General features: G+C 57.3%; 14 protein-coding genes, 1 tRNA gene and 3 pseudogenes. 4 read left to right on the top strand and 14 right to left on the bottom strand.

Annotated features, from left to right (window positions below):
• Nucleotides 1-233 precede the first annotated feature (233 nt).
• Entirely contained in the window at nt 234-803 is a 570-nt protein-coding gene (locus PWM43_RS08345; RefSeq protein ID WP_289842028.1) for a helix-turn-helix transcriptional regulator, read from the bottom strand.
• Between the two features lie 80 nt (nt 804-883).
• Entirely contained in the window at nt 884-2,722 is a 1,839-nt protein-coding gene (locus PWM43_RS08340) for a Hint domain-containing protein (RefSeq protein ID WP_456304634.1), read from the bottom strand.
• A gap of 1,721 nt (nt 2,723-4,443) precedes the next feature.
• Here PWM43_RS08340 and PWM43_RS08335 point away from each other — a divergent pair.
• Both PWM43_RS08335 and PWM43_RS08330 read left to right on the top strand, forming a co-directional pair.
• A complete protein-coding gene (locus PWM43_RS08335; RefSeq protein ID WP_289842026.1) occupies nt 4,444-4,803 on the top strand; it encodes a hypothetical protein in 360 nt (119 codons plus the stop codon).
• Nucleotides 4,804-5,384: 581 nt separating this feature from the next.
• Nucleotides 5,385-6,080: a replication protein RepA gene (locus PWM43_RS08330; protein WP_289842025.1), complete on the top strand. Its 696-nt coding sequence runs from the start codon at nt 5,385-5,387 to the stop codon at nt 6,078-6,080.
• A 110-nt stretch (nt 6,081-6,190) separates the two neighbouring features.
• Here the strand turns inward: PWM43_RS08330 and PWM43_RS08325 are convergent, their stop codons facing one another.
• The 3 genes and pseudogenes from PWM43_RS08325 to PWM43_RS08315 all read right to left on the bottom strand — a co-directional run bounded on the left by PWM43_RS08325 (nt 6,191) and on the right by PWM43_RS08315 (nt 8,104).
• Nucleotides 6,191-7,270 carry an IS5 family transposase gene (locus tag PWM43_RS08325; protein WP_116704383.1) on the bottom strand — a complete coding sequence of 360 codons (1,080 nt, stop codon included), beginning with the start codon at nt 7,268-7,270 and terminating at the stop codon, nt 6,191-6,193.
• A 36-nt stretch (nt 7,271-7,306) separates the two neighbouring features.
• Nucleotides 7,307-7,471, bottom strand: a pseudogene (locus tag PWM43_RS08320) (DUF4142 domain-containing protein); the annotation flags it as partial.
• 348 nt (nt 7,472-7,819) lie between these two features.
• Nucleotides 7,820-8,104, bottom strand: coding sequence for a hypothetical protein (locus tag PWM43_RS08315; protein ID WP_289842024.1), 285 nt, complete (start codon nt 8,102-8,104; stop codon nt 7,820-7,822).
• Nucleotides 8,105-8,301: 197 nt separating this feature from the next.
• On the opposite strand from PWM43_RS08315, the gene PWM43_RS08310 reads away from it, so the two are divergent.
• Complete coding sequence (locus tag PWM43_RS08310; RefSeq protein WP_289842023.1) at nt 8,302-9,261, top strand: IS481 family transposase; 960 nt, start codon at nt 8,302-8,304, stop codon at nt 9,259-9,261.
• A gap of 81 nt (nt 9,262-9,342) precedes the next feature.
• Nucleotides 9,343-10,602: pseudogene (locus tag PWM43_RS08305) on the top strand (IS701 family transposase); the annotation flags it as partial.
• Nucleotides 10,603-10,685: 83 nt separating this feature from the next.
• Here PWM43_RS08305 and PWM43_RS08300 read toward each other — a convergent pair.
• From PWM43_RS08300 to PWM43_RS08260, 9 genes and pseudogenes are all read right to left on the bottom strand, one after another.
• Nucleotides 10,686-11,081: pseudogene (locus PWM43_RS08300) on the bottom strand (transposase); the annotation flags it as partial.
• A gap of 173 nt (nt 11,082-11,254) precedes the next feature.
• Nucleotides 11,255-13,111, bottom strand: a complete 1,857-nt coding sequence (locus PWM43_RS08295) for a replication initiation protein (protein WP_289842021.1) — start codon at nt 13,109-13,111, stop codon at nt 11,255-11,257.
• A 245-nt stretch (nt 13,112-13,356) separates the two neighbouring features.
• A complete protein-coding gene (locus PWM43_RS08290; RefSeq protein WP_289842043.1) occupies nt 13,357-13,719 on the bottom strand; it encodes a helix-turn-helix domain-containing protein in 363 nt (120 codons plus the stop codon).
• A 260-nt stretch (nt 13,720-13,979) separates the two neighbouring features.
• On the bottom strand, nt 13,980-15,161 hold the full coding sequence (locus PWM43_RS08285) for a site-specific integrase (protein WP_289842020.1): 1,182 nt from the start codon (nt 15,159-15,161) through the stop codon (nt 13,980-13,982).
• A 125-nt stretch (nt 15,162-15,286) separates the two neighbouring features.
• Nucleotides 15,287-15,362, bottom strand: a tRNA-Glu gene (locus PWM43_RS08280).
• 47 nt (nt 15,363-15,409) lie between these two features.
• Nucleotides 15,410-17,221: a single-stranded-DNA-specific exonuclease RecJ gene (gene recJ, locus PWM43_RS08275; RefSeq protein ID WP_289842019.1), complete on the bottom strand. Its 1,812-nt coding sequence runs from the start codon at nt 17,219-17,221 to the stop codon at nt 15,410-15,412.
• Nucleotides 17,222-17,281: 60 nt separating this feature from the next.
• Nucleotides 17,282-18,280: a class II fructose-bisphosphatase gene (gene glpX / locus PWM43_RS08270; protein WP_289842018.1), complete on the bottom strand. Its 999-nt coding sequence runs from the start codon at nt 18,278-18,280 to the stop codon at nt 17,282-17,284.
• A gap of 100 nt (nt 18,281-18,380) precedes the next feature.
• The gene (locus PWM43_RS08265; protein ID WP_289842017.1) at nt 18,381-19,691 is read right to left on the bottom strand and encodes a homoserine dehydrogenase; all 1,311 of its coding nucleotides are present in this window, start codon (nt 19,689-19,691) and stop codon (nt 18,381-18,383) included.
• Between the two features lie 11 nt (nt 19,692-19,702).
• Nucleotides 19,703-20,944, bottom strand: coding sequence for an LL-diaminopimelate aminotransferase (locus PWM43_RS08260; RefSeq protein WP_289842016.1), 1,242 nt, complete (start codon nt 20,942-20,944; stop codon nt 19,703-19,705).
• Between the last annotated feature and the right edge of the window lie 103 nt (nt 20,945-21,047).

Raw genomic sequence — 21,047 nt, 5'->3', positions numbered from 1 at the left:
TCGGCTGCCAGTCGATCAACGCCACGATCTCGTCCAGCGATGACGTGGAACGGTCCGGTCGCGAGAACCCAAGACAATCCTGACCGATTGATCGATGCGCCATCACAATCTCCAGCGTCCTAAAACGAACGCCAGCGAATCATCAATCTCACCCGCCGTCCACTACCCGCGCACAGGTCTCATAAGGTGTTCAGGCCGAGCAGCTTCGTCGCGTTTGCAGTCAGTCGGCAGGATCACGTCCTGGCGCGTCTCTCGGCATATTTCTGGATATCAAGCTTCCGTTCTGTTGACAGGCGGCGGTAGAGATCGATGAGATCACGCTCGTCGGATGACAGTTCCATGGTGCTTTTCTGGTCCACCAGACCGCCGAGAAACAGTTCGACCGGCACCTGGAAAAGCGCGGCGAGCTTCGACAGATGCTTGTTGGCATTGCTGGTGCGGCCAGTTTCCAGGGCGGCGATTGCAGAGCGGCTAAGCCCCAGCGCGTTCGCCAGTTCAGCCTGGTTCAGGCCATAGGCCTTGCGAAGCGTGGCGACTTTTTTGGCCAGCTCCGTAGCTGGCGCGGCCTTGGCTTCGGTCTGCCTGGTGAGTGCTGCCCCAGTTTCGCGGATCCATCGGCGGAAGATGGACAAACTGACGAGATATTCACCGGTCTCGCGTGACGGGGTGCCATGAGGGGATACCCGGGGAATAAGGCGGTAAGCGAGCCTGCCTTCTGGCAGGTCGACGACCAGGCGTTGTGGCGTCCGGTCATCTTCGGGTGTCCAGATCTGTCCGGGCTGGAGAAGAATGCGGGGAGCCATGACTGATCAGATAGAAGAAAGCCCCGCGCCTGGGAAGAGCGCGGGGCCTGCCTGTTTCATATCAGTCCGAAGACAGCCTGCTAGGCTCTCTTTGCGGAGCGGACGTCCGAGGCATCGGCGCAGAGATAAGGACCGGCCGCCTTGATCTGGATGGCGAGCAGAGCCGCGCTGTTGGGATGACGCTCACCGAGCGGCAGCAGGGCGTTGCCGGACGTCCAGCGGGTGTCTTCCCACTCCAGCGTGTTCCAGCCCGCGAGCTCCTTTTCAGTGAGATGGGCTGTGACAGAATGGTTCCGCCCTGCCTCGAACATCGTGATCTCGCCGACCGCGACACCGAAATAGCGGCGGTCATCAACGAACGGGCCGATAACATCGCTGGGGCGGCTGGCATTGGAGACGATCCGCACGTTCTTCACGCCGGTCGGGATCATGAACATGACACGACCATTGTGCTCACGGGCCTGACCGATCACGGCACCCGTGTCGGTGACAAGGTGAAGGTTGACCTCATCGGTCAGTTCGACCGCGGGCTCCTTCTGCGCGAGGCCGGCAGCTTGCGCCCGGGCTTCGGCCTGGCGGAACAGGGGTTCCGCAAACTCACGGCTGACACCAAGCGGCGCGGCCGCATCATCCCAGGTCAGGTTGCGGGACGGCGTAAACGCCACGACATTGCCTTCCTGACGGAAGGTGTGGCGGTTGCCGGTGTCGAGATAGCTTTCGGTCAGCATGCCATCGGCCATAATGACGGAATGCTGCTCTGTCTCGACGTGGTAGTAGTCGTAAGACGTGATGGACTTGTCGTAGAAGATCGACCGGCCGTTGACGAGCATGCGGGCCGGGACGAATTTCCCCTCGAAGAACAGGCTGTGCTCCGCCGTGATCAGCATGTCTTTGTACGGAACACCATCCGCAATCGCGTCTTTCAGAACGCGGATCGGGTAACCGGACATATCGTCGGAAAGACCGTGGCGGACATTGACGTGTGTCTTGCCCGTCCAGACAACCGGCCGAACAATATTCTGACCGCTCTTCCAGTCGAATGCAATGACCTCGTCGCCAAGCTTGATGTCTTCCACCGCAACATCGCCATCAGGCGTGCTGATCATGCTGCCAGCAAGGAAGCAGGCACCAATATAGGTATTGCCATTGCTGTAAGTAATTTGCAGAGGATTTGTGCTCAGATCTGGGGAGTCAACAGCGTTATTGTAAACTCCAGCCGGAACATTTGCCCCAGATGCAATTGTCACTGTATATTCAGCAACCGGGTTTCCGTCGCTACCATTCAATGTGATAGTACGAGAATTTCCCCCATTATCCGTGATAACATATCCGGAAACGGCGGCCGTGGTATTTTCCAGCTCGATCGTATCTTTGGACGGATCGTACCCCGTGATCGCCTTTACGCTCAAATCAAGAAGAGTGCCGCCAGCATTGAGGACGAGAGTGCCGCCGCCAGTAGTAAAATTAATGGTTGACCCATTCAGAATAGTAGCAAGATTATATCCTGACGAATATGTACCACCATATCCGATATTAATCGTAATGCCAGACAGGGCAGAAGCAATCAACCCGTCCGAAGACGTCAAGGTTCCTCCATATATATTAAAAGTCTGCTCAGAAATAGCATTCACAGCGAACGTAACTGTTGTATCTCCGCCAATATAAAATGTATTTGCCGCAAGGGCATTAACCACGATATCAATGTCCCCTGTTGACCCCGGGACTGTGACAAACGTGCTCCCAAGCGCGTTAACGAGAACGGTGTCAGTAGCTGAGCCAGTAACTACATTCCCATTTAGAACACCGCTGACCGTCGTTATAGTTCCATCCGCATTCGAAATTGTCACCGTCGAGGTCAACCATCCTGGTGAGACTGTGTAGACCGGACCAGGTGGCGTGCCATAGCTAGTAGTAGCCATTATCTTAATCCTATTTGATATGGACATAACGGAATGATACGTTTCTGCTTACCCGCAAGCATACTTTACCGCCCTGGGGAAAATGTCAACAAAAATAAAACAAATCCCCATGGTCGCAACATGCCCCGAGTTCCGAGATCGGTTGGTTGCCGCTTCCAGAACGATATCATGGTATGCCCAAGTGGCAGTTTGTAACGCAGTCGTGGAAATAGGGAGCTGTGCTTCGAAGGCCCATAGGATTGTCACATTTCAAACCGATGCCCGAGCTGGCGGTGAGATTGGACTTTGCGTCGTGATGAGTAACGGCGACGAGGGTGTTTATTCAAGGTCGCCCCGCCGATACTGCGCACGGGTGATTTCAGTCCAGGCCACCTTAATCTCATCAGGTTATCGCAAATCCATGAATCATAACCTACTGAAATCACCCAACGTATTTTCAGTCAGACACTGAGAGGCAGTTAACCAGAATGATTGGAATAGGCAATGAATGAGCGCAACTGTATGCCCCCAGACGACGAGGCGTGGAGAACGTGGCACTGGCTTCAACTGGATGAAGCCGAAGGCCCCATGCCACTGCGATGGAACGGTCCGCGGGGGGTATGGCAGTTTGGCACTGAAGATGTTGGAACCCCGGCAGCTTTGGCTACGGAAGGTTGGCGCTATATCGGTGCGTGCGTGCCACCACAGGGCAAGAGATAGAAATGCGCGACATTGACATATCCAAAGTAAAATATGATGCCAACGGCAAGCTGATACTGATGTCTGTCAAATCAGGATGGGTTATGTGTCGCCGCCCCCATTCCATACCGATTTGCAAGACGATAAAAGAGTGGAATTTTCTTAGCGATAGGCCACATCAAGAAAAAAATAACTATGAATGACATATATTTACTATAATAAAATATTTATTATTCCTATATAATTTAATATATATTCGTGGAGATTTTTCTTTGATAAAAATCAAAAATTCGGAAAATTTCGATCTTGCCTCCAAGCTTGATTATCATAGGAAAAAAGAAATACTTATGTCTACAGGGATAAATGAATATGGCGTAAAGCCTGACTATGAGGAAATACGCCATTTATGGTCAGCCGTCGGACGAAACAGAAATGGCTCCATAAATATTCTGGAGTGCGCAGACATGAAGGACTGCATGCTGTCCTACGCGAGGAATGTTCAGTTTATATCAATATTATGGCTATATATTCCCCAAAACTGCAGAAGGCAGGGTATTGGCACGGCTTTCGTTAACCATGTTATAGATGCAGCCCGTGACGGAAGCGATATAGATTGGATACAGTTCAGGTTCCCGGCCCAATTGACAATATTGGAAAAATTCCTCGTGAAAAATAAATTCCGGAATAGGCTGAGCAAGCTTAATACAGATTTTGGTTATGTAGAAAGCAGTCTGATTTATTTACTGAGATAGGTATGCCAGATTCTTTTTTCTAAAATTCATGGTCCCATCTGCGCAGTCCGAAAGGTATGATCCGGCGCGGCTGGTCAATGAACCGCGTCGAAGCATCGCAGCGGACATAGACGATGTCGTCGTAGGCGCGGACTATCCTGTTTGACGGCTAGGTGTCGCACATGAACCGCCGGACGTTTTCCACCGGGTTCAACTCGGACGACCGTAGCGGTCGCGGCAGGCCGCTTATGTCGGCGCGAGGGCAGATTTCCGAGGGGTATGCCACGCAGCCTGAGCGACGACGAGAATGGCATGAAAAACCGACACCATAGCTTGGAAGATCTCGGCGAGACCATCGTCCATGGTACGGTTGTTGCACCGGCGAAGAACGGGCCCGGCGTTTCTGCCTTGCGCCTGGCGGATCGCTTCCAAGATCCGCGCCAGACGGGTACGCTGGCCGATACGCCCGCATGGGCAGATACCGGCCCCTGCCCTGCGGCGCGTCCGCCTGGATTTCTGATCGATCCGCGCTTCGTCGCTCCGCCAGGGTGCGATGCCATAGCCAGATGCCAGGCCTGGCATCTGGGAGACCTTTTAACCCTCCCGGAACCCAAAGCCTCGGGGCATGGTGCGGCGGGCGTTCTGTCAGGAAGGGGAAATCAGGGGCCCTGATGACAGCGTTCAGACGGCTGGGCGCAGAGGAAATGTCCGATGGTATTATCGGCTCCGCTGAGGCTTCTGCTCCACGGATTTTAAGCGAAGGCTGTCGGATATCGGGAACGAACATGCTCGTTCCCACGACACGGTGGACTTTTGCAGGGGACAATATGCACCCGTGAAGAAGGATTCGACCTTATTTCAACAAGCCCCAGCGTCTCCATCCATCCACAAGATAATCCCCATGCACTGGGGACTCTTGAAGGGGCCGAGGGGGATGTTGAAGGAAGCGAAATTTATAGAGTGTTTTAAAATCAACGGTCTAATGAATTTATTCACAGGACTTTAGAAGGACATACTAATAATACACAAAAAACATAGCTAACCTGCAAAAGTCCACTGCCCTCCTACAAAAGCCCACTTCGCGGTCGCGGAAGTCCCTTGAGGCTCGCTCTTGACGCTCTGAAGGGCACGAACAGGGGAAATACCCCCTACAAAAGTCCACTCGCGAGGGGCAGCCCACACAAGAACCTACAAAAGTCCCCCTTGCAACGGCGGAGAGCTTGGCTTCAATTCTCGGTATCGGAGAGGGCAAAATGACAAGGCTTCACACGCTTATCCGGAACAACGGTCGCCAAGCTGTTCTTGAGCTCGATTATGATCGCCGTGTCGTGGATGCCGCCGCCGGCTATCTGGCTACCGAAGATATTGAAGTCGGTTTTCTCTTCTCTGGCTGGGCATATACTCCACTTCCTCACCGTCGTCTCAAAGACGACGAGACTTGGACAGTGCGAACCGATCACGCCTCTGTGGTTGTGCAGCCAGGCTTATTCGTTCCCGAACAGGGAGAACCTATTCCTGTTGGTGTTCCTTACGGTTCACGTGCGCGCCTCATTTTGTTATACTTGCAAACACAGGCGATAAAGAATCAGAGTAGAGAAATAGAGTTGGGACACAACCTGACAAACTGGATGCGCAAGATGAATATTCCCAAAGGGGGGAAGAGTTATACAGACGTCCGAGAGCAAGCAGATAGAATTGCGCGCTGCCGATTGACTTTCCAATTCCGTCAAGGATCTTTTTCAGGACTGCTGAATCAACATATTCTGGATCAAGCCGTTTTCGTTGGAGACCCGAATTCTCCAGCAACGCATTTCGCTGAGTCCGTAAAACTTTCTGAGGGATACTACGAACAACTCAAAAAACATCCGCTTCCGGTCGAGGATGCCGCCATTCGTCAAATTTCGAACAATTCCATGGCCATCGATCTGGAGGGATCGAAGAACCGTTGATTGATGTTCTTGGCTGGTGATTTAAGGCTTTTGGCGCTTTGATTGATGGTTTTTGGTTGGCTTTTGATCTGCGCTTTGAGCAGATCGGGGACTGCGGTCCGGCTGGATGACTACGCGCTCGCGTTCATCCGCTCCAAGAAGAGGAAGCGGCGCATATTATAGACGATATTGGCCAGGCCGATCCTCATGGTGGCCCGGGTGATACCGATAGTTCGGACGAACAAACCCATTTGCGATTTCTGATCGGCAAAGACATGCTCGACACGCGAGCGGATGACCGACTTTCCAGCATTCGATTTCTGGATATGTTGGGGCATAGGCTTGAGATGCGGCTTTTTTCTGTGAACCTTTGAGACAAAACCCTGCTTTTCCATGAAGTCTTCGTTGGCTTTGGAGCGGTACGCCGTGTCGGCCCAAACGCTTGAGGCCGTATTGGTTTTATCCAGCAGCCCTTCTCTCAATCGCGCACCATCACTGGCGGCGGCATCCGTCGTCTTCCATTTTCGGATGAACCGGAATTTTCGATCGATGGAAATGTGCGATTTATAGCCAAAGAACGGGATGGCGAGATCGCTGGATGGCATGGTTCCATCATCCTGCCGCTTTGCTTTGGTGAACTTCAGTGTCCAGCGCGCATGACGGTCCTTGTGCGACAGCTTTGCGGGTTTGTCCTGCCAGTCTTCAGGAATACGCCCTTCCCGAAGATCGGCTTTCTCAGCGTTCGTATTGCGCTGCTTGGGAGCAGCTACCAGTGTGGCATCCAGGATCTGGCCGGACATCGGGAGATAACCGGCGTTCCGCAGAGTTGCATCAAACCGGCCAAACAGTCTTTCAATGGCTCCCGCCTGGGTCAGGCGTTCACGGAACAGCCAGACCGTTTTGGCATCCGGCACACGGTCCGACAGCCCCAGGCCAAGGAAACGCATGAACGACAGGCGGTCATTGATCAGATACTCTGTCCGCTCATCAGACAAATTATTCAGCGTCTGGATCATCAGGATCTTGAACATCAGTACCGGATCAAACGGCGGACGCCCGCCTTTACTGCCGTCTGAATACGCCAAAGCCTGCTCCAGATCAGGGCGGAAGACTTCAAAATCCACAGTCCGGGAAAACGCTTCGAGCTGATCGCCAAGCCCGCTCAATCGGGCAAGCCGCTCTTCAACGTCAAAGAAACCAGACTGCTTCATAGCGCTATTCCCTCAATCAACGCAGAAGAAATGGAATCACAGAGAAAGCCGCAAAACCAGAGGGTTTTTCGAACCCTCCATGTTGTTACTGCTGAGGAGCTGTTTCAGTTCATGCGAGGTTTTCTGATGATCACTGATCATTCTGGTTGCGTAGGTATTCAGTGAGGGATGGGAAAGCGCCATGTGGCTGGACTGAATTTCAAACTGATCGCTTCACGCGACGCTCTGGATGAAATCATCTGTTTTCGGTGCAATGCCCATCATGGAATTTACGCCTGTCCGTTCGGGAAGAGACTGTGCCAATGTCGGCGCGGAGAAACATAAGGCTGCAGCAAGAAGAAGTGATTTTTTCATTGTTATTTCCTTGCAGATGAATTGCCGTTTTCAGCTTCTGCCTGATCTTCAGCGATACAGCTCAACGGTCACAAAGCCCGCTGCACGAGGCATGTAGTATAATTTTCTGCCTCAGACTTTGGCGTGATTACAGTATTCTTAAGAATTCGCCCTGATATCTCCTGAAAAGGAGTTACCAGAGCGAGATCTGTGTATTCAGCTGTTTTTGTGGCTCTGCTGACCAGCTTTTACGTGCTGCTCATGCGTACCGCCCCGTGTTCCGGAGCTGTGCTCGCCTTCGCTTTTGCCACTATGTGAGGAAGAACCAGTATTTTTGTGGCTCTGCTCGCCAGCCTTCACGTGCTGCTCGTGCGTGCCGCCCCGCGTACCGGTGCTGTGCTCGCTGTCACTTTTCCCGGTGTGAGAAGAAGAACCGGTATTTTTGTGGCTCTGCTCACCAGCTTTCACATGCTGTTCATGCGTGCCGCCCTGATTTGTCATTTTCTGTTCCTTTCGGAGTTTCTACGACGGTCGACGATACGGCCATCGTAATCCCAAACCCCCGGCGAACAGAAAAGTTGTGAAAATATAAGTAATGTTAATTTGTTTTAAGCACTCAGGCATGATGCGTTCATGTCTAGGTGTTTAGTCGCGGGGTTTGATGGTGTGATATTTTCACGAGAGTGGAAGGAAGCATTATGGGACAGATACGTCATGGGGGCGCCACGACCACGCACGCCGTGCGAGCAGCAATACAGCGATCGCAGGCTTCGCTCGCGGCGCTGAGCGAGGAGTTCGGGATCAACCCGAAGACAGTGGCTAAATGGCGGAAGCGACAGAGTGTCGAAGATCAGAAGACAGGTCCTAAAGAGCCGCGCTCAACGGTCCTGTCCGAGACGGACGAAGCGATGATCGTGGCCTTTCGCCGGCATACGTTGCTGCCGCTGGATGACTGCCTTTATGCCCTGCAGGCCAGCATTCCCTATCTGACACGCTCGGCCCTGCATCGCTGCCTTCAGCGTCACGGGATTTCACGACTGCCGGACATAGAGGGGGACAAAGCCAAACGCCAGCGCTTCAAACGCTACCCGATCGGGTTCTTTCATCTCGACATAGCGGAAGTCCAGACCGCTGAAGGCAAGCTGTACCTCTTCGTTGCCATTGACCGGACAAGCAAATTCGCTGTCACACAACTGGTCGAGAAAGCTGATCGGAGGACGGCCTGGGAATTCCTCGAACATCTCCTGAGCATCATCCCTTACCGGATCCACACCATCCTGACCGACAATGGGATCCAGTTCGCTGACCAACCCCGTAATCGCAATACGGCCTGGTCGCGTCCCATGCGCTTCGACATGATCTGCGAAGCCCACGGGATCGAACATCGTCTGACGAAACCCAATCATCCCTGGACCAATGGTCAGGTTGAACGGATGAACCGGACAATCAAAGAGGCAACCGTCAAACGCTTCCATTACGACAGTCATGAGCAGTTGAGGACACACCTCAACGACTTCATGGCAGCTTATAATTTCGGGCGAAGGCTCAAGACGCTGAGTGGCCTCACGCCTTACGAATACGTCTGCAAAATATGGACTTCAGAGCCAGAAAGATTCATCATCAATCCAACCCATCAAACCCCGGGACCAAACACCTAGCACTACTTTGGCAGAAGCATGATTTTTAGGATTCCCATGGCGCAGATTGCGTGATTCATGGGGAGCCAGCTTTGACGGAGGCTGGCATTGGAAGAAGACTGGCAAGCGGATCTTGAGCAATGGCTCGCCCCATATCTGGATGGTCTGGGCAACAAGACGCGGCGTAAAATGTGCCCCGCCTATATCGCAGGTCTGATTGGGCCAGGAGATCGCAAGAGCATCCAACCCATGGCCGCACGCTCGGATGCGGTCCCCTATGACCGGCTGCATCATTTCATCGGAGCCGGGCTTTGGGACAAAGCTCCACTGGAAGCGACCTTGTGGAAACAGGCGGATGACCTGGTTGGTGGCGACGGATCCGGGCTGATCATCGATGACACTGCCCTGCCGAAGAAGGGCAAAGCCTCTGTTGGCGTTGCGCCCCAATACGCAACCGCACTAGGCAAGAATGCGAACTGCCAGACAATGGTCTCTGTGACACTGGCTTCGGGTGAAGTTCCCCTGATGCTGAGTCTGCGGTTGTTCCTGCCAGAAAGCTGGACAAGCGATGTCGCGCGCATGGACAAGGCGGGCGTACCTCATGCCTTACAGGACTACCGCACGAAGCCTGAAATCGCGCTTGAGGAAATTGATCGCGTCATCGCAGCAGGTGTCCGCTTCGGCTGCGTGCTGGCCGATGCGGGTTACGGGTTGTCAGCTCCGTTTCGGCAGGCATTGACCGCACGGAGTCTTTGCTGGGCTGTCGGTATTCCCCGACACCAAAAGGTCTACCCCGCCGATGTTCAACTGATCTTCCCGGTTACAGGTCGCGGCCGTCCACGAGTGCGCCACGTCCCTAATGTCACGTCCGTGGCGGCGCACACCATGCTCGAAGGGACGAAGTGGCGGCAGGTCAGTTGGCGTAAGGGAACGAAGGGACGCCTGACGGCTCGTTTTGCGGCCATACGCGTACGCATCGCAGATGGTGCACCCCAGCGGATCGGCTCTGCTGGAGCCCAGCACATGCCAGGCGAAGAAGCCTGGCTGGTGGGGGAGCATCGCTCGAATGGCGAACGAAAATACTACCTTTCGAACTTACCGACCGAGACACCAATCAAGGTTCTGGCTGGCGCGATCAAAGCGCGCTGGATATGCGAACAGGCCCATCAGCAACTCAAAGAGGAGTTGGGGCTGGATCACTTCGAGGGACGATCCTGGACCGGACTTCACCGCCATGCCTTGATGTCGATGATGGCCTACGCCTTCCTGCAGTCCCGCAGACTCGCTCAGGCGGGACGAAAAAAAAAGAGCCTCCGGACCGCCACCGCAACCCAGTCTGCCAGCAGTGCGCCAGGCCATTCTTGACCGCATAGCTCGTTCACAACCAACACATTGCCCTCATTGCCGATGGATATTCAACAGACACCCTAACTCAATTCTGCCAAAGTAGTGCTAGCGATATCTTCCTCTTCGGGGATCTGAGCCAGGAGCACCGGCAGGATCGGGGCGTCACCGACATCGTTCCCCGTCATTTCAACGGCCCTGATTTCCAGAGACCCTTCGTCGATAGCAATATGAAGCTTGCGCCATATCCTGTGCTTTGACGCCCCGTGCTTGCGGGCGTGCCATTCACCTTCTCCCTCGACCTTGATCCCGGTGCTGTCGATAAGGAGGTGGAGCGGCCCATTCGAACCCCGATAGGGGATGTCGACTATCAGGGATTTCCGCCGACGGCTGAGCGTACTGAAATCCGGCACCAACCAGGTGAGGTCTGCCAGCCGCAGGGTGCCCTGGAACAGGTGGTAGAGGATTACCCCTTTCCATTTTCCGTCGATGAGCAGAAGTGTCGCCTCAACAGTACAGCCGGGACTGCAATCAAGTGATTTATGGCGGATATGATATTACGAAGGCTTGCTTGGTCCGTTCATTACGGCGGCTTGTCATAGGGTCCGTGAGACTTGCATAGAGGTATGCGGCTGAGACACTCAGTCCTGTCCGCAGGCAGTACACGGCGCTACCTGCGGTCGGGCTGCTGACGCCACCGCCGGTGATCTCGGGTTAACGAAGCAGGGCGACGTCGAGAGGTGCTCCGTCGCGTCTTACAGAGCAACTGCGAACTGTCTCTGAGGAGTGACCGTGTTGTGGCGCCAATCCGCAGTGCCTCGACAATCTTTTTCCTGAGAAGTGCCACACCATGGACATCGAAACCGCAGGCATGAACGAGGTGGTGCATGAGTTTTTTGCAAAAACGAGTATGACCACCGTTCTCGCCCGGATCAACGCCGGATGCAGGTTTTCGAAGAACACGAAACATAGCGGACAGGTACTGGTCGAGCGGTTTCGGGCGATGGACCACGCGAAAGCGCCTTGCCGCGATTGGTGATGGCAAAGCTTCGCGGAGTGTTCTCGTCATGACGCCTATACGATAATCAGCCTCGATTTTGTTCACCATATTCGCTCTGATTATCTTCAGCAGAACGGGAATACGTTGCGGCGGGTATTCTTTCTCAAGGTAGGGTTGAAGCGCTGCAAGCCGTGCCGGGACGGCGCTGAGAGCGCGCTCCCTTACTGAGGTGTCGTTCCTCATGCCAGCCTGTCGCAACAGTTGTTGCCGGGCTGCCTTCAGCCTGGACCGGCGCTTCCTGGAAGCCGTTTTCCAGAACCGTTTTCTGGCTTTCTCGAGAGCAATCTCGGCGTCACGATAAGCGAGGGCGATCTCCGGATTATCCCAACCCGAAGCGGGCGTGTCTGGAAAATTCAGAACAGTAGGAAAACGCCTGAGATCTCGCTTGTAACTTTCATAGTACGCCAGATCTCCCAGTTCGGTCTTCCGATATGAGACAAGATCGCAAAGGGTTTTTCCATTAAATAATATCTCTGTCCTCGTGAGATGCTTTGTACTACCAGACACAGGGAGCGAACTGCCGGTCAGGATTATCTGATTCCAGTGCGTTCGGATCGTTCGTTCGGAGACACCTGCTGCGATGGCCAGAGCTGTTTGCGTCAGCTCTCGATCACGGGGCCACTCTGCCACAAGACGCACCAGTCGACGCGATGTGGCTTCAAATCGGATTTTTCCGGTCTCGCGTCCCGCACGTGCCTGCGCCTGTCGGGGCGTTTCGCTGGGGTCTCTGCGTCTGGTGGGACGTGTGGCGCGAGATGCGAGTTTTTTCTGGAAATAATTATGAATACGCTTGCACATTTCATCGACAGTCAGGCGAGCGACGGGGCGCGGAAACTGTTTATTGACCGCGAGAGCATAGGCGAGAATATCTTTGAGACCAGGCGACGGATGATTTCTGAAATGCTTCCGGACCTCGTCGAACAGGTGCCGGTTGGTGGTCCAGATCGCTCTCGGAGTGTTGTAGAACTCAGTAGTTTTGTCGCAGTCCTCACCGAAGTCCGGGCCTGCTTGCGGCGAAAGCAGCTTGATGACAGCGCGTAGTTCAACCGGCCCCGCCCCTGGCAGGATCTTCCAGGCAGGCTGAGCATCTGTAGCGCTGTCCTGGAGATCCTTTCTGGTTGCCCATGGTGACCCGACCAGACTCAGCGCAGCAAGGCGCGATGCTCCGAGAGCTTCCGCCATCAGATTTTCAGCCTGATCGGCGAGGGCCTGAGGGGCGGTACGTCCCTTGGCGCTGGTGATGACGGGCGTAGTCAGCCACAGGATTGCGAACCCGCCTGGCCGGACGGCATCAGTGACGATCATCGGACGGATCATGTCAGGCAGCGCTAACCACCGTTCCTTCCAGCCAGGGCCAAGCCTGAAGAGCAGGGCGTTGCGAGCGCTCGGGCTGTTCGGGGAGACGTAACGCTGTGAAATCGCCTCTACGAGGTCCATGATCTGCGCTGCCGTCTCGTCTTCGGTCATCGACGCGCGCACACGGCAGGGCATTCGCGGCAGACAGGCTTGTGCGATGGCAGAAATCGCGGGTGAAGAACTCCTTCCAATCCGCGCCAGGGCGCCCTTTAAGTACTCCGGGCGCCGGACATGCCATGCAGGAAGTGCAGTGATGTCATGGTCTGCAGACGCTGTCAGCGCTTCTGCCAGAACTGAATCCTTGCGCAACAAAAATTCCGCTTTATCAGGCATGACACAGGCTTGCAGCGGCTCTTTCAGAATAATGAAAGGCTGAGGAGATACACAGCAATGATCAGGGCCAGAAAGGCAGCGGCCCGTACGTAAACGGAGACGGGCATGACCACGATCTGGCCTGTGGAGCGCGGACGGCCCCTTTTACGCTTTGCCAGGACGATGGTCTGGTCAGGTGCAGCAGAAGTACCTTTGATCTGGCCCGGGTCGGAAACGCGAGCGTCGCACTGAACTCGCGATGCCAGAAAAGCGTCCAGATCCCGCTTGCGAAAGCGAAGCCGTCGACCGATCGCAATAAAGACGGTCGGCCCCTGATTGCGGGATCGCATTGTGCGAAAGGCATCGTATGATAGTCGCAGGTATTCCGCCGCTTCTCTCGAAGTCATGACCTCGCAGGCGCTGCCGTTATTCCGGTGATCCACACGTCCGTCCTCACTGCTTCCCTGTGCCGCATTCAGGATAGTCGGAAGTATCCAGTAAAATTCAATGCGAAACCGATGGCAGTAATTCCGCTTTCGTTCCGAATATTATTTTTGCGGGGCGTTTCCGGTTTCTGGGCAGAGAGAATTTCCGCAGCAGCAAGAACGATAACAAAATATTTCAAGACGGGTTTTGTTATGCTCACATACGTATCTGTGGGGCGCATCTACATGGTCGCGCTTTCGTCGCTGTCATAAATGAAGCCAAGCACACGGGCGCGCTCTTCCGCATCCTCAGCAAGGGTCGTGAGCACGGGCTGGTAGTAGCGATCCAGACTTTTGAGGTCGCGATGCCCGGTGACCCTGCACAGGTCCAGAGGGTTGGGAAACAGACGGGCCAGTCGCGAGGTTGCCTCGTGCCTCAGGTCGTGGAAGGTCAGGTCGTGAAGACCGGCCCGTTTCACCATCCGGCCATAGCGGACCGAAAAAGCGCGTTCGTCGCCGACATCGAAAATCAGATCTTCGGGTAGTGGCGGAGTGTCGAACGACGCGAGTTTCTCACGAAGCAGGGCCCGCGCGCCGGGCATCAGGGGCCGGATTTCGGGGCCTCGCTCTTCCGCGAGATGGATGGTTTTGGTGTGCGCCAGACTGATGGTTCTTCCTGTGAGGTCGACGTCACACCAGCGCAGAGAGGTGGCTTCGCTCAGGCGGGTGGCCTGCTCGACGGACCACCTGACGAGCCAGACATCATCAGGATGGGTGTCTGATCTCACAGCGTCCAGCAGACGCTCATACTCTCCGGAAGGCTCGTGCTCCCCCGGCGAGACGCTCCCTGCGGAACAGGCTGCCTCTTCCAGCCTGCGATTGCGCTTCCGGTCTGCCCCCGCCGGTCGCTTGATCAGGCGCCCTGAAGCCGGATTTTGCGGCAGCGGCACGTCCCACTCAGACATTGCATGCTGCAGAATGGATGCGAGAAGGTTGAGGCGTTTCACAACGGTCGCGGGGGCCAGATCTTTCGCCTGTCTGTCCCTGAAACCTCTGACAGCCGGGATCGTCAGGCGGGAGAGCTTCAGGTCAGCGATCGTGTCGCGGAGCAGGGCTGGAATATGACCAGTGCGATCGCGCTCGCGATGAGCCATGCACTCATCGCGATATCTTTCGATCAGCGTTCGAAGCACGATGTTGTCCAGGGTACGGACATCGATATTGCGGCCCTCACGAACCTTGACCGACGTCTCTTCAAGCCACGCGCGGGCGAGACGGGCTGTATCGAATGTTCTGACGATCCGCTCGCCGTTGACCAGTTTGCGTGCCCGATACTGCTTTGGACCCCGGCAACTCACACCATCGGGCAGCGGACGTCCCGTGGCGGGATCGTTAGCATTCTCGGCGGATTTTGTGCGGGCCATGAGACGAACTCCGAAAAGGGGACGGAATCGTCATTGGTCCAGAATTGGTCCAAAATCGCTACTTAATTTTTGGATGGGATAGGGCGATTTACCCGTAAACCGCTGATAACATTGCCAAATAAATTTGGCGTCCCGTACGGGATTCGAACCCGTGTTGCCGCCGTGAAAGGGCGGTGTCCTAGGCCTCTAGACGAACGGGACTGGAGGCGTGAGCGCTGGATATCCCGCTGCCCCGTACGGGTCAAGGGCTAAAGTGTCGCAATATCGCAGACGAAGAGTGTCAGTGAGTGACGGTCCTGCCACGTCTCGCTTCGAAGGTTTCCGGCGACATGCAGAAGGGGGGCGTCCAAATCCTCAAGAACCGGAGTGAATGCTTTGTCATCGGCCCTGAAAACCAGTCCTTTCAGGCGTCCTCCGTCCTCTCCCTGCAGGATGACCCGAAGTGTATTGCCATCGCGTCCGATTCGTTCGCTCTTGACGCAGCGGACGCGCGTGACGACTAAAACCGGTTCAGGATTTCCTGCGCCGAAGGGGGCCAGTCTGGCGATCTGCTCCACAACGTCGTGATTCGCGCCTCGAATCGTCAATACGCCGTCCAGCAGGAGATCCTCGTGCTTTGGCAGGGCTCGGGCGGCATCCAGTCTCTCATCAAGGAAAATATGGAAACTTTGGGCGGCTTCCACAGGCAGCGAAAATCCGGCCGCCATGGCGTGACCGCCTCCCGTCTGGAGAAGGCCCGCCTGTCTCGCCGCGATGATGGCTGCGCCGAGATCAATTCCCGGCACGGATCGAGCCGAGCCTTTGATGATCCCGTCAGCTTCCGCCCCGACGAGCGTCGGACGGTTGAAACGCTCACGGATGCGGCCGGCAACAATCCCGACAACACCCGGATGCCAGGCTTCACCATGCAGGAAAAGAACCGCGTGACCGGCATCCGCCTGGATCTCGGCTTCCGCCATGGCCGCGGAAAGGATGTCGGCCTCGACGGTCTGGCGCTGCCGGTTCACCTCATCCAGCTTTTCGGAAAGCTGACGGGCCTCGAACGCGTCCTCGGCCAGCAGCAGACGCAACCCCAGCCCTGATTGCGCGATGCGTCCTCCCGCGTTGATCCGTGGGCCGAACGCAAAGCCGCACGCGGTCGGGCTGGCCGTGTCGCGCACCATTGCAACCGACGCCAGCGTGGCAAGGCCAAGCCGCTCGCCGCGCCCGAGCACGCGCAATCCCTGCGCGACCAGGGCGCGGTTCAGGCCCTGAAGAGGCATGACATCGCAGATCGTCGCCAGAGCCACGAGATCGAGATGGCGCATCAGGTCCGGAGCCGGACGGTCGTTGAACCAGCCGGACAGTCGCAATTCGCGCAGGACGGCGACGAGCGTCAGGAACGCCACGCCGGTGGCGCAGAGCGTGCCCAGTTGCGACGTACAGTCCACGCGATTGGGATTGACCACGATGGCATCGGGCAGGATGCCGCCATCCGGCTTGTGGTGATCGAGCACGATGAGGTCCGTCCGTGTCGCGAACGGGTTCAACACATCGACCGCCGCCGTGCCGCAATCGATGCAGACAAGGAGAGTGGAGCCCTTGTCCAGCATCGCGTCCAGAGCCGCGGCGTTGGGTCCGTAACCCTCTTTCTGGCGGTCGGGAATGTGGATTTCGACGGTGCAGCCCAGTTCCTTGAGCACGCTGGCGACAAGGGCCGTGCCGCAGGCGCCGTCAACGTCATAGTCACCGAACAGCCCGACACAGGCCTGTTCCCGAATGGCTTGGGCGAGCCGCGCGGCGGCGCGGTCCATGTCGCGCAGGCACGCCGGATCGGGCATCCAGTCCCGCAGGCGTGGGTCCAGAAAGGCCAGTGCTTTCTCTGAGGAGACGTCTCGAGACACGAGGATGCGCCCCAGAAGTTCGGGCACTCCGGCGCGCTGGGCTATGGCCAGACCCTGGCGCAACTCGAGATCGGCAAGAGATGCCGCGCGCCAGACCCAGCGGCGACCGCTGGCGCTCTGGCGGACATTCAGGACGGGACTGGACAGGGGATCAGGGCAGGAAGCGTCATCGGACATGACGTTACTATAGGCCCCGATCCCACGATGGTCAGGTCCAGAAAACGAGGCGCCTGATGATCAGACCGCCGTCCAGGTTTTCATGGAGAAATCGTGACGACCTTCGATAAACCGGATCGTCGCTGATTTGGAACGCATCACGATGGAGTGGGTTCTCACGCTCGTCGGGCCCAGCCGCGTCACACCGCGCAGAAGCGCGCCACTGGTCACACCCGTCGCGGAAAACAGGACGTCGCCCCGCGCCATATCATGGAGACCCAGCTTGCGTGTCGGATCCTTGCCGGGATCCATCTTCTGGGCGCGTGCGACCTGTTCTTCATTTTCGAACATCAGGCGGCCCTGCATCTGGCCACCCATGGAGCGCACGGCCGCCGCAGCCAGAACACCCTCCGGAGCGCCTCCCGAACCCGCGTAAAGATCGACGTGGCTCTCGTCGAGACAGGCGGCGATCGCAGCCGCCACGTCTCCGTCGCTGAGCAGGGAGACACGGGCGCCAGCCTCGCGGGCACGGGCGATCAGTTCCTCGTGACGCTCACGATCAAGTGCGCACACGACAACCTCGTTGACCGATTTGCCCTTGGCCGCCGCGATGTCGCGAATCGTTTTCTCGATCGGAGCGTCGAGATCGATCAGGTCGGCGGGAAGGTTCGGACCGACGACCAGTTTTTCCATATAAACGTCGGGGGCATGCAGAAAATGACCCTTCTCCGCCAGCGCGACCATCGTCATCGCATTGGGCATGTCCTTGGCGCAGAGATTGGTCCCTTCGAGCGGGTCGACGGCGATATCCATGGCCGGGCCACCGGCGCCGACTTTCTCGCCGATATACAGCATGGGCGCTTCGTCCATCTCGCCTTCGCCGATAACGACGGTCCCGTCGATGGCGACGGTGTCGAAAGCCAGACGCATCGCCTCGACAGCGGCATTGTCCGCCTCGTTCTTCTTGCCCCGTCCCGTCCAGGATGAGCAAGCGACGGCCGCCGCTTCCGTGACGCGCACAAGCTCGAGCGCCAGGTTGCGGTCCGTGACGCGATAATTGGGCGTTTTTGAATTCGGCATGTCTTACAAATCTCCTGAAGGGCGTGTGTCCACCCCGAGATAGGGGATGAAATCAGAGGACAGAACGCGGAACCGCGCTATCAGTGCACGGAAAATGTGATCACACCGTCTCGATCTTGAGCAGGAGCGGCGTGCCGATAACAGATGCGAGACCGTTGATGGCGGTCATGACCTGCATCATCGAGGCTTCGGTCGTCTCATGGGTCACCAGGGCGAGGGGCACCGTCGAGTCGGTTGCGCGACCGGCGTCATGTTGCGACAGCCCCCGCATCGACACGCCGGCATCGCGAAGGGCGGCGGCGATTTCGGCCACCACACCGGGCCGGTCATGTACGTTGACGCGCAGATAATACGCGCCGCTCAACAGGGCGCGCGGTGCGCAGGTTGCGGGAGACTGCGGGCTGACCCCCCAGACAGGGAGCGCTTTGCCACGTGCGAGATCGATCACGTCGGCGATGACCGCGCTGGCGGTCGGCCCGGCACCCGCGCCTCGGCCTTCGATCATCATCGGGCCACTGAAAGTCCCTTCGGTCACGACGGCGTTGAAAACACCCTCGACATGCGCCAGCGCGGTCTGCTGGGCGATGAGACACGGTCGCATGAAGGCCTCGATGCGTCCATCTTCGAGCTGTCGGGCCATTCCCAGAAGTTTGATCCGGTAACCCATTTCGCGGGCGAAGTGCTGGTCGCAGGCTTGTACGCCGCGAATGCCTTCGACATGCATTTCATCGAACGCCACCGGTCTGCCGAAAGCGAGCGCGGCGAGAATGGCGAGCTTGTGGGCCGCGTCCCAGCCATCCACGTCTGTCGTCGGATCGGCCTCCGCGTAACCCAGGGCCTGAGCTTCCGCAAGAACGTCCGCGAAGTCGCGTCCCGTGTCACGCATCGTCGTCAGGATATAATTGCATGTGCCGTTGAGGATGCCGCCGACGCGGAGCAGGCGATCCGCCGCCAGTCCCTCCCGCACGAACTTGATGGCGGGGATGCCGCCCGCGACCGACGCCTCAAACAGCAGGGCCGCGCCGTTGTCATGGGCGCATCGGGCGAGACGCGCGCCGTGCGTGGCCAGAAGCGCCTTGTTGGCCGTGATGACATCGCGACCGTGCGACAATGCCGCTTCGACGAGTTCCCGCGCGACGCCTTCCGCGCCTCCAATCAACTCGACGACAATGTCGATGCCGGAAGCCGTAGCCAGAGAGCGCGCATCCGCAAACCAGCGGATACCGGAAAGATCGACGCCGCGATTCCGGCCGGGATCGCGCGCCGAGACCGCGGCGACTTCGATCGCGCAACCGGCGCGGGCGTATATGGCGTCACGGTTTTCATGCAGTTGTTGCACGACGCCGACGCCAACGGTTCCCAGTCCCGCAATGCCCAGACGCAGCACGCGTTTTTCGCTGTTCTCGCTCAATGTGCCTAACCTTACGATACGATCTCGCTGGCCGGTTGCGAGGCGGCGCTGGCCTCGTGACCCGAACCCGCCACGCCCTGACGCTGGAAAAACGATTTGATGGCCCGCGTCGCCTGACGCAGACGCTGCGTGTTCTCGACCAGTCCGATCCGCACGAAACCTTCGCCATATTCGCCGAAGCCCAGCCCGGGCGCCACGGCGACGCCCGCTTCACGCAGCAGCAGCTTGCTGAACGCGACACTGCCCATGTCCGCGAAGGGGGCCGGGATCGGAGCCCATGCGAACATCGAACCCTGCGGCGATGGCACGTCCCAACCGGCGGCGTGCAGACCCTTGATCAGGACGTCGCGTCGGTCCTTGTAAAGCTGGCGCACTTCCGCGACGCAGTCCTGCGGGCCGCTGAGCGCTGCGACGGCTGCGACCTGAATGGGCGTGAAGGCGCCGTAATCGAGATAGGACTTGATGCGTGTCAGCGCCTGGATCAGCCGGGGATTGCCCGCGGCGAAACCCATGCGCCAGCCGGCCATGGAGTAGGTCTTGGACAGGGATGTAAATTCGACGGCGATATCTTTCGCGCCGGGAACTTCGAGAATGGAGGGCGGCGGCACGTCGCCGAAATAGATCTCGCAATAGGCGAGATCGGACATGATCCAGATATCTTCCCGCCGGGCGAAGGCCACGAGTTCCTTGTAAAAATCGAGAGACGCCGTGAACGCTGTCGGATTGGACGGAAAGTTGACGATCAGAGCGGTCGGCTTCGGGACGGAATGGCGAACCGCGCGCTCCAGTGCGCGCAGCATGTCCTCGTCCGGTGTCGCCGGGATGGAGCGTACCGATGCACCCGCGATGATGAAGCCAAACTGATGGATGGGATAGGACGGATTCGGGACGAGGATGGTGTCGCCGGGGCTGGTGATGGCCGAAGCGAGATTGGCCAGACCCTCCTTGGAGCCGAGCGTTGCGATCACTTCGGTCTCGGGGTCCAGATGAACGCCGAAGCGCCGCTCATAATAACCGGCGAGCGCTTTCCTCAGGCCGGGGATGCCACGGCTGACCGAATAGCGATGCGAGCGCGGGTCGGCGACCGTCTCGACCAGCTTTTTGACGATATGTGGGGGCGTCGCGCTGTCCGGATTGCCCATGCCCAGATCGATGATGTCCTCACCGTGAGCCCGGGCCGCGGCCTTGGCCTTGTTGACCTCGGCGAAGACGTAAGGCGGCAGGCGGCGGATGCGGTGGAACTCTTCGGTCATGATGGTATCGAAGCTCGTTGTGGGAAGGACAGGACGCTCCGGCTCTGGCGAGCCAGGAACGCCGCGGATACGTTAGCGGCGTTCCGTCGAGTGGGAAACACTC

It is taken from the genome of Brytella acorum (assembly GCF_029309905.1).
GTDB lineage: Bacteria > Pseudomonadota > Alphaproteobacteria > Acetobacterales > Acetobacteraceae > Brytella > Brytella acorum.
This window is presented reverse-complemented; position numbering and strand designations above follow the sequence as displayed.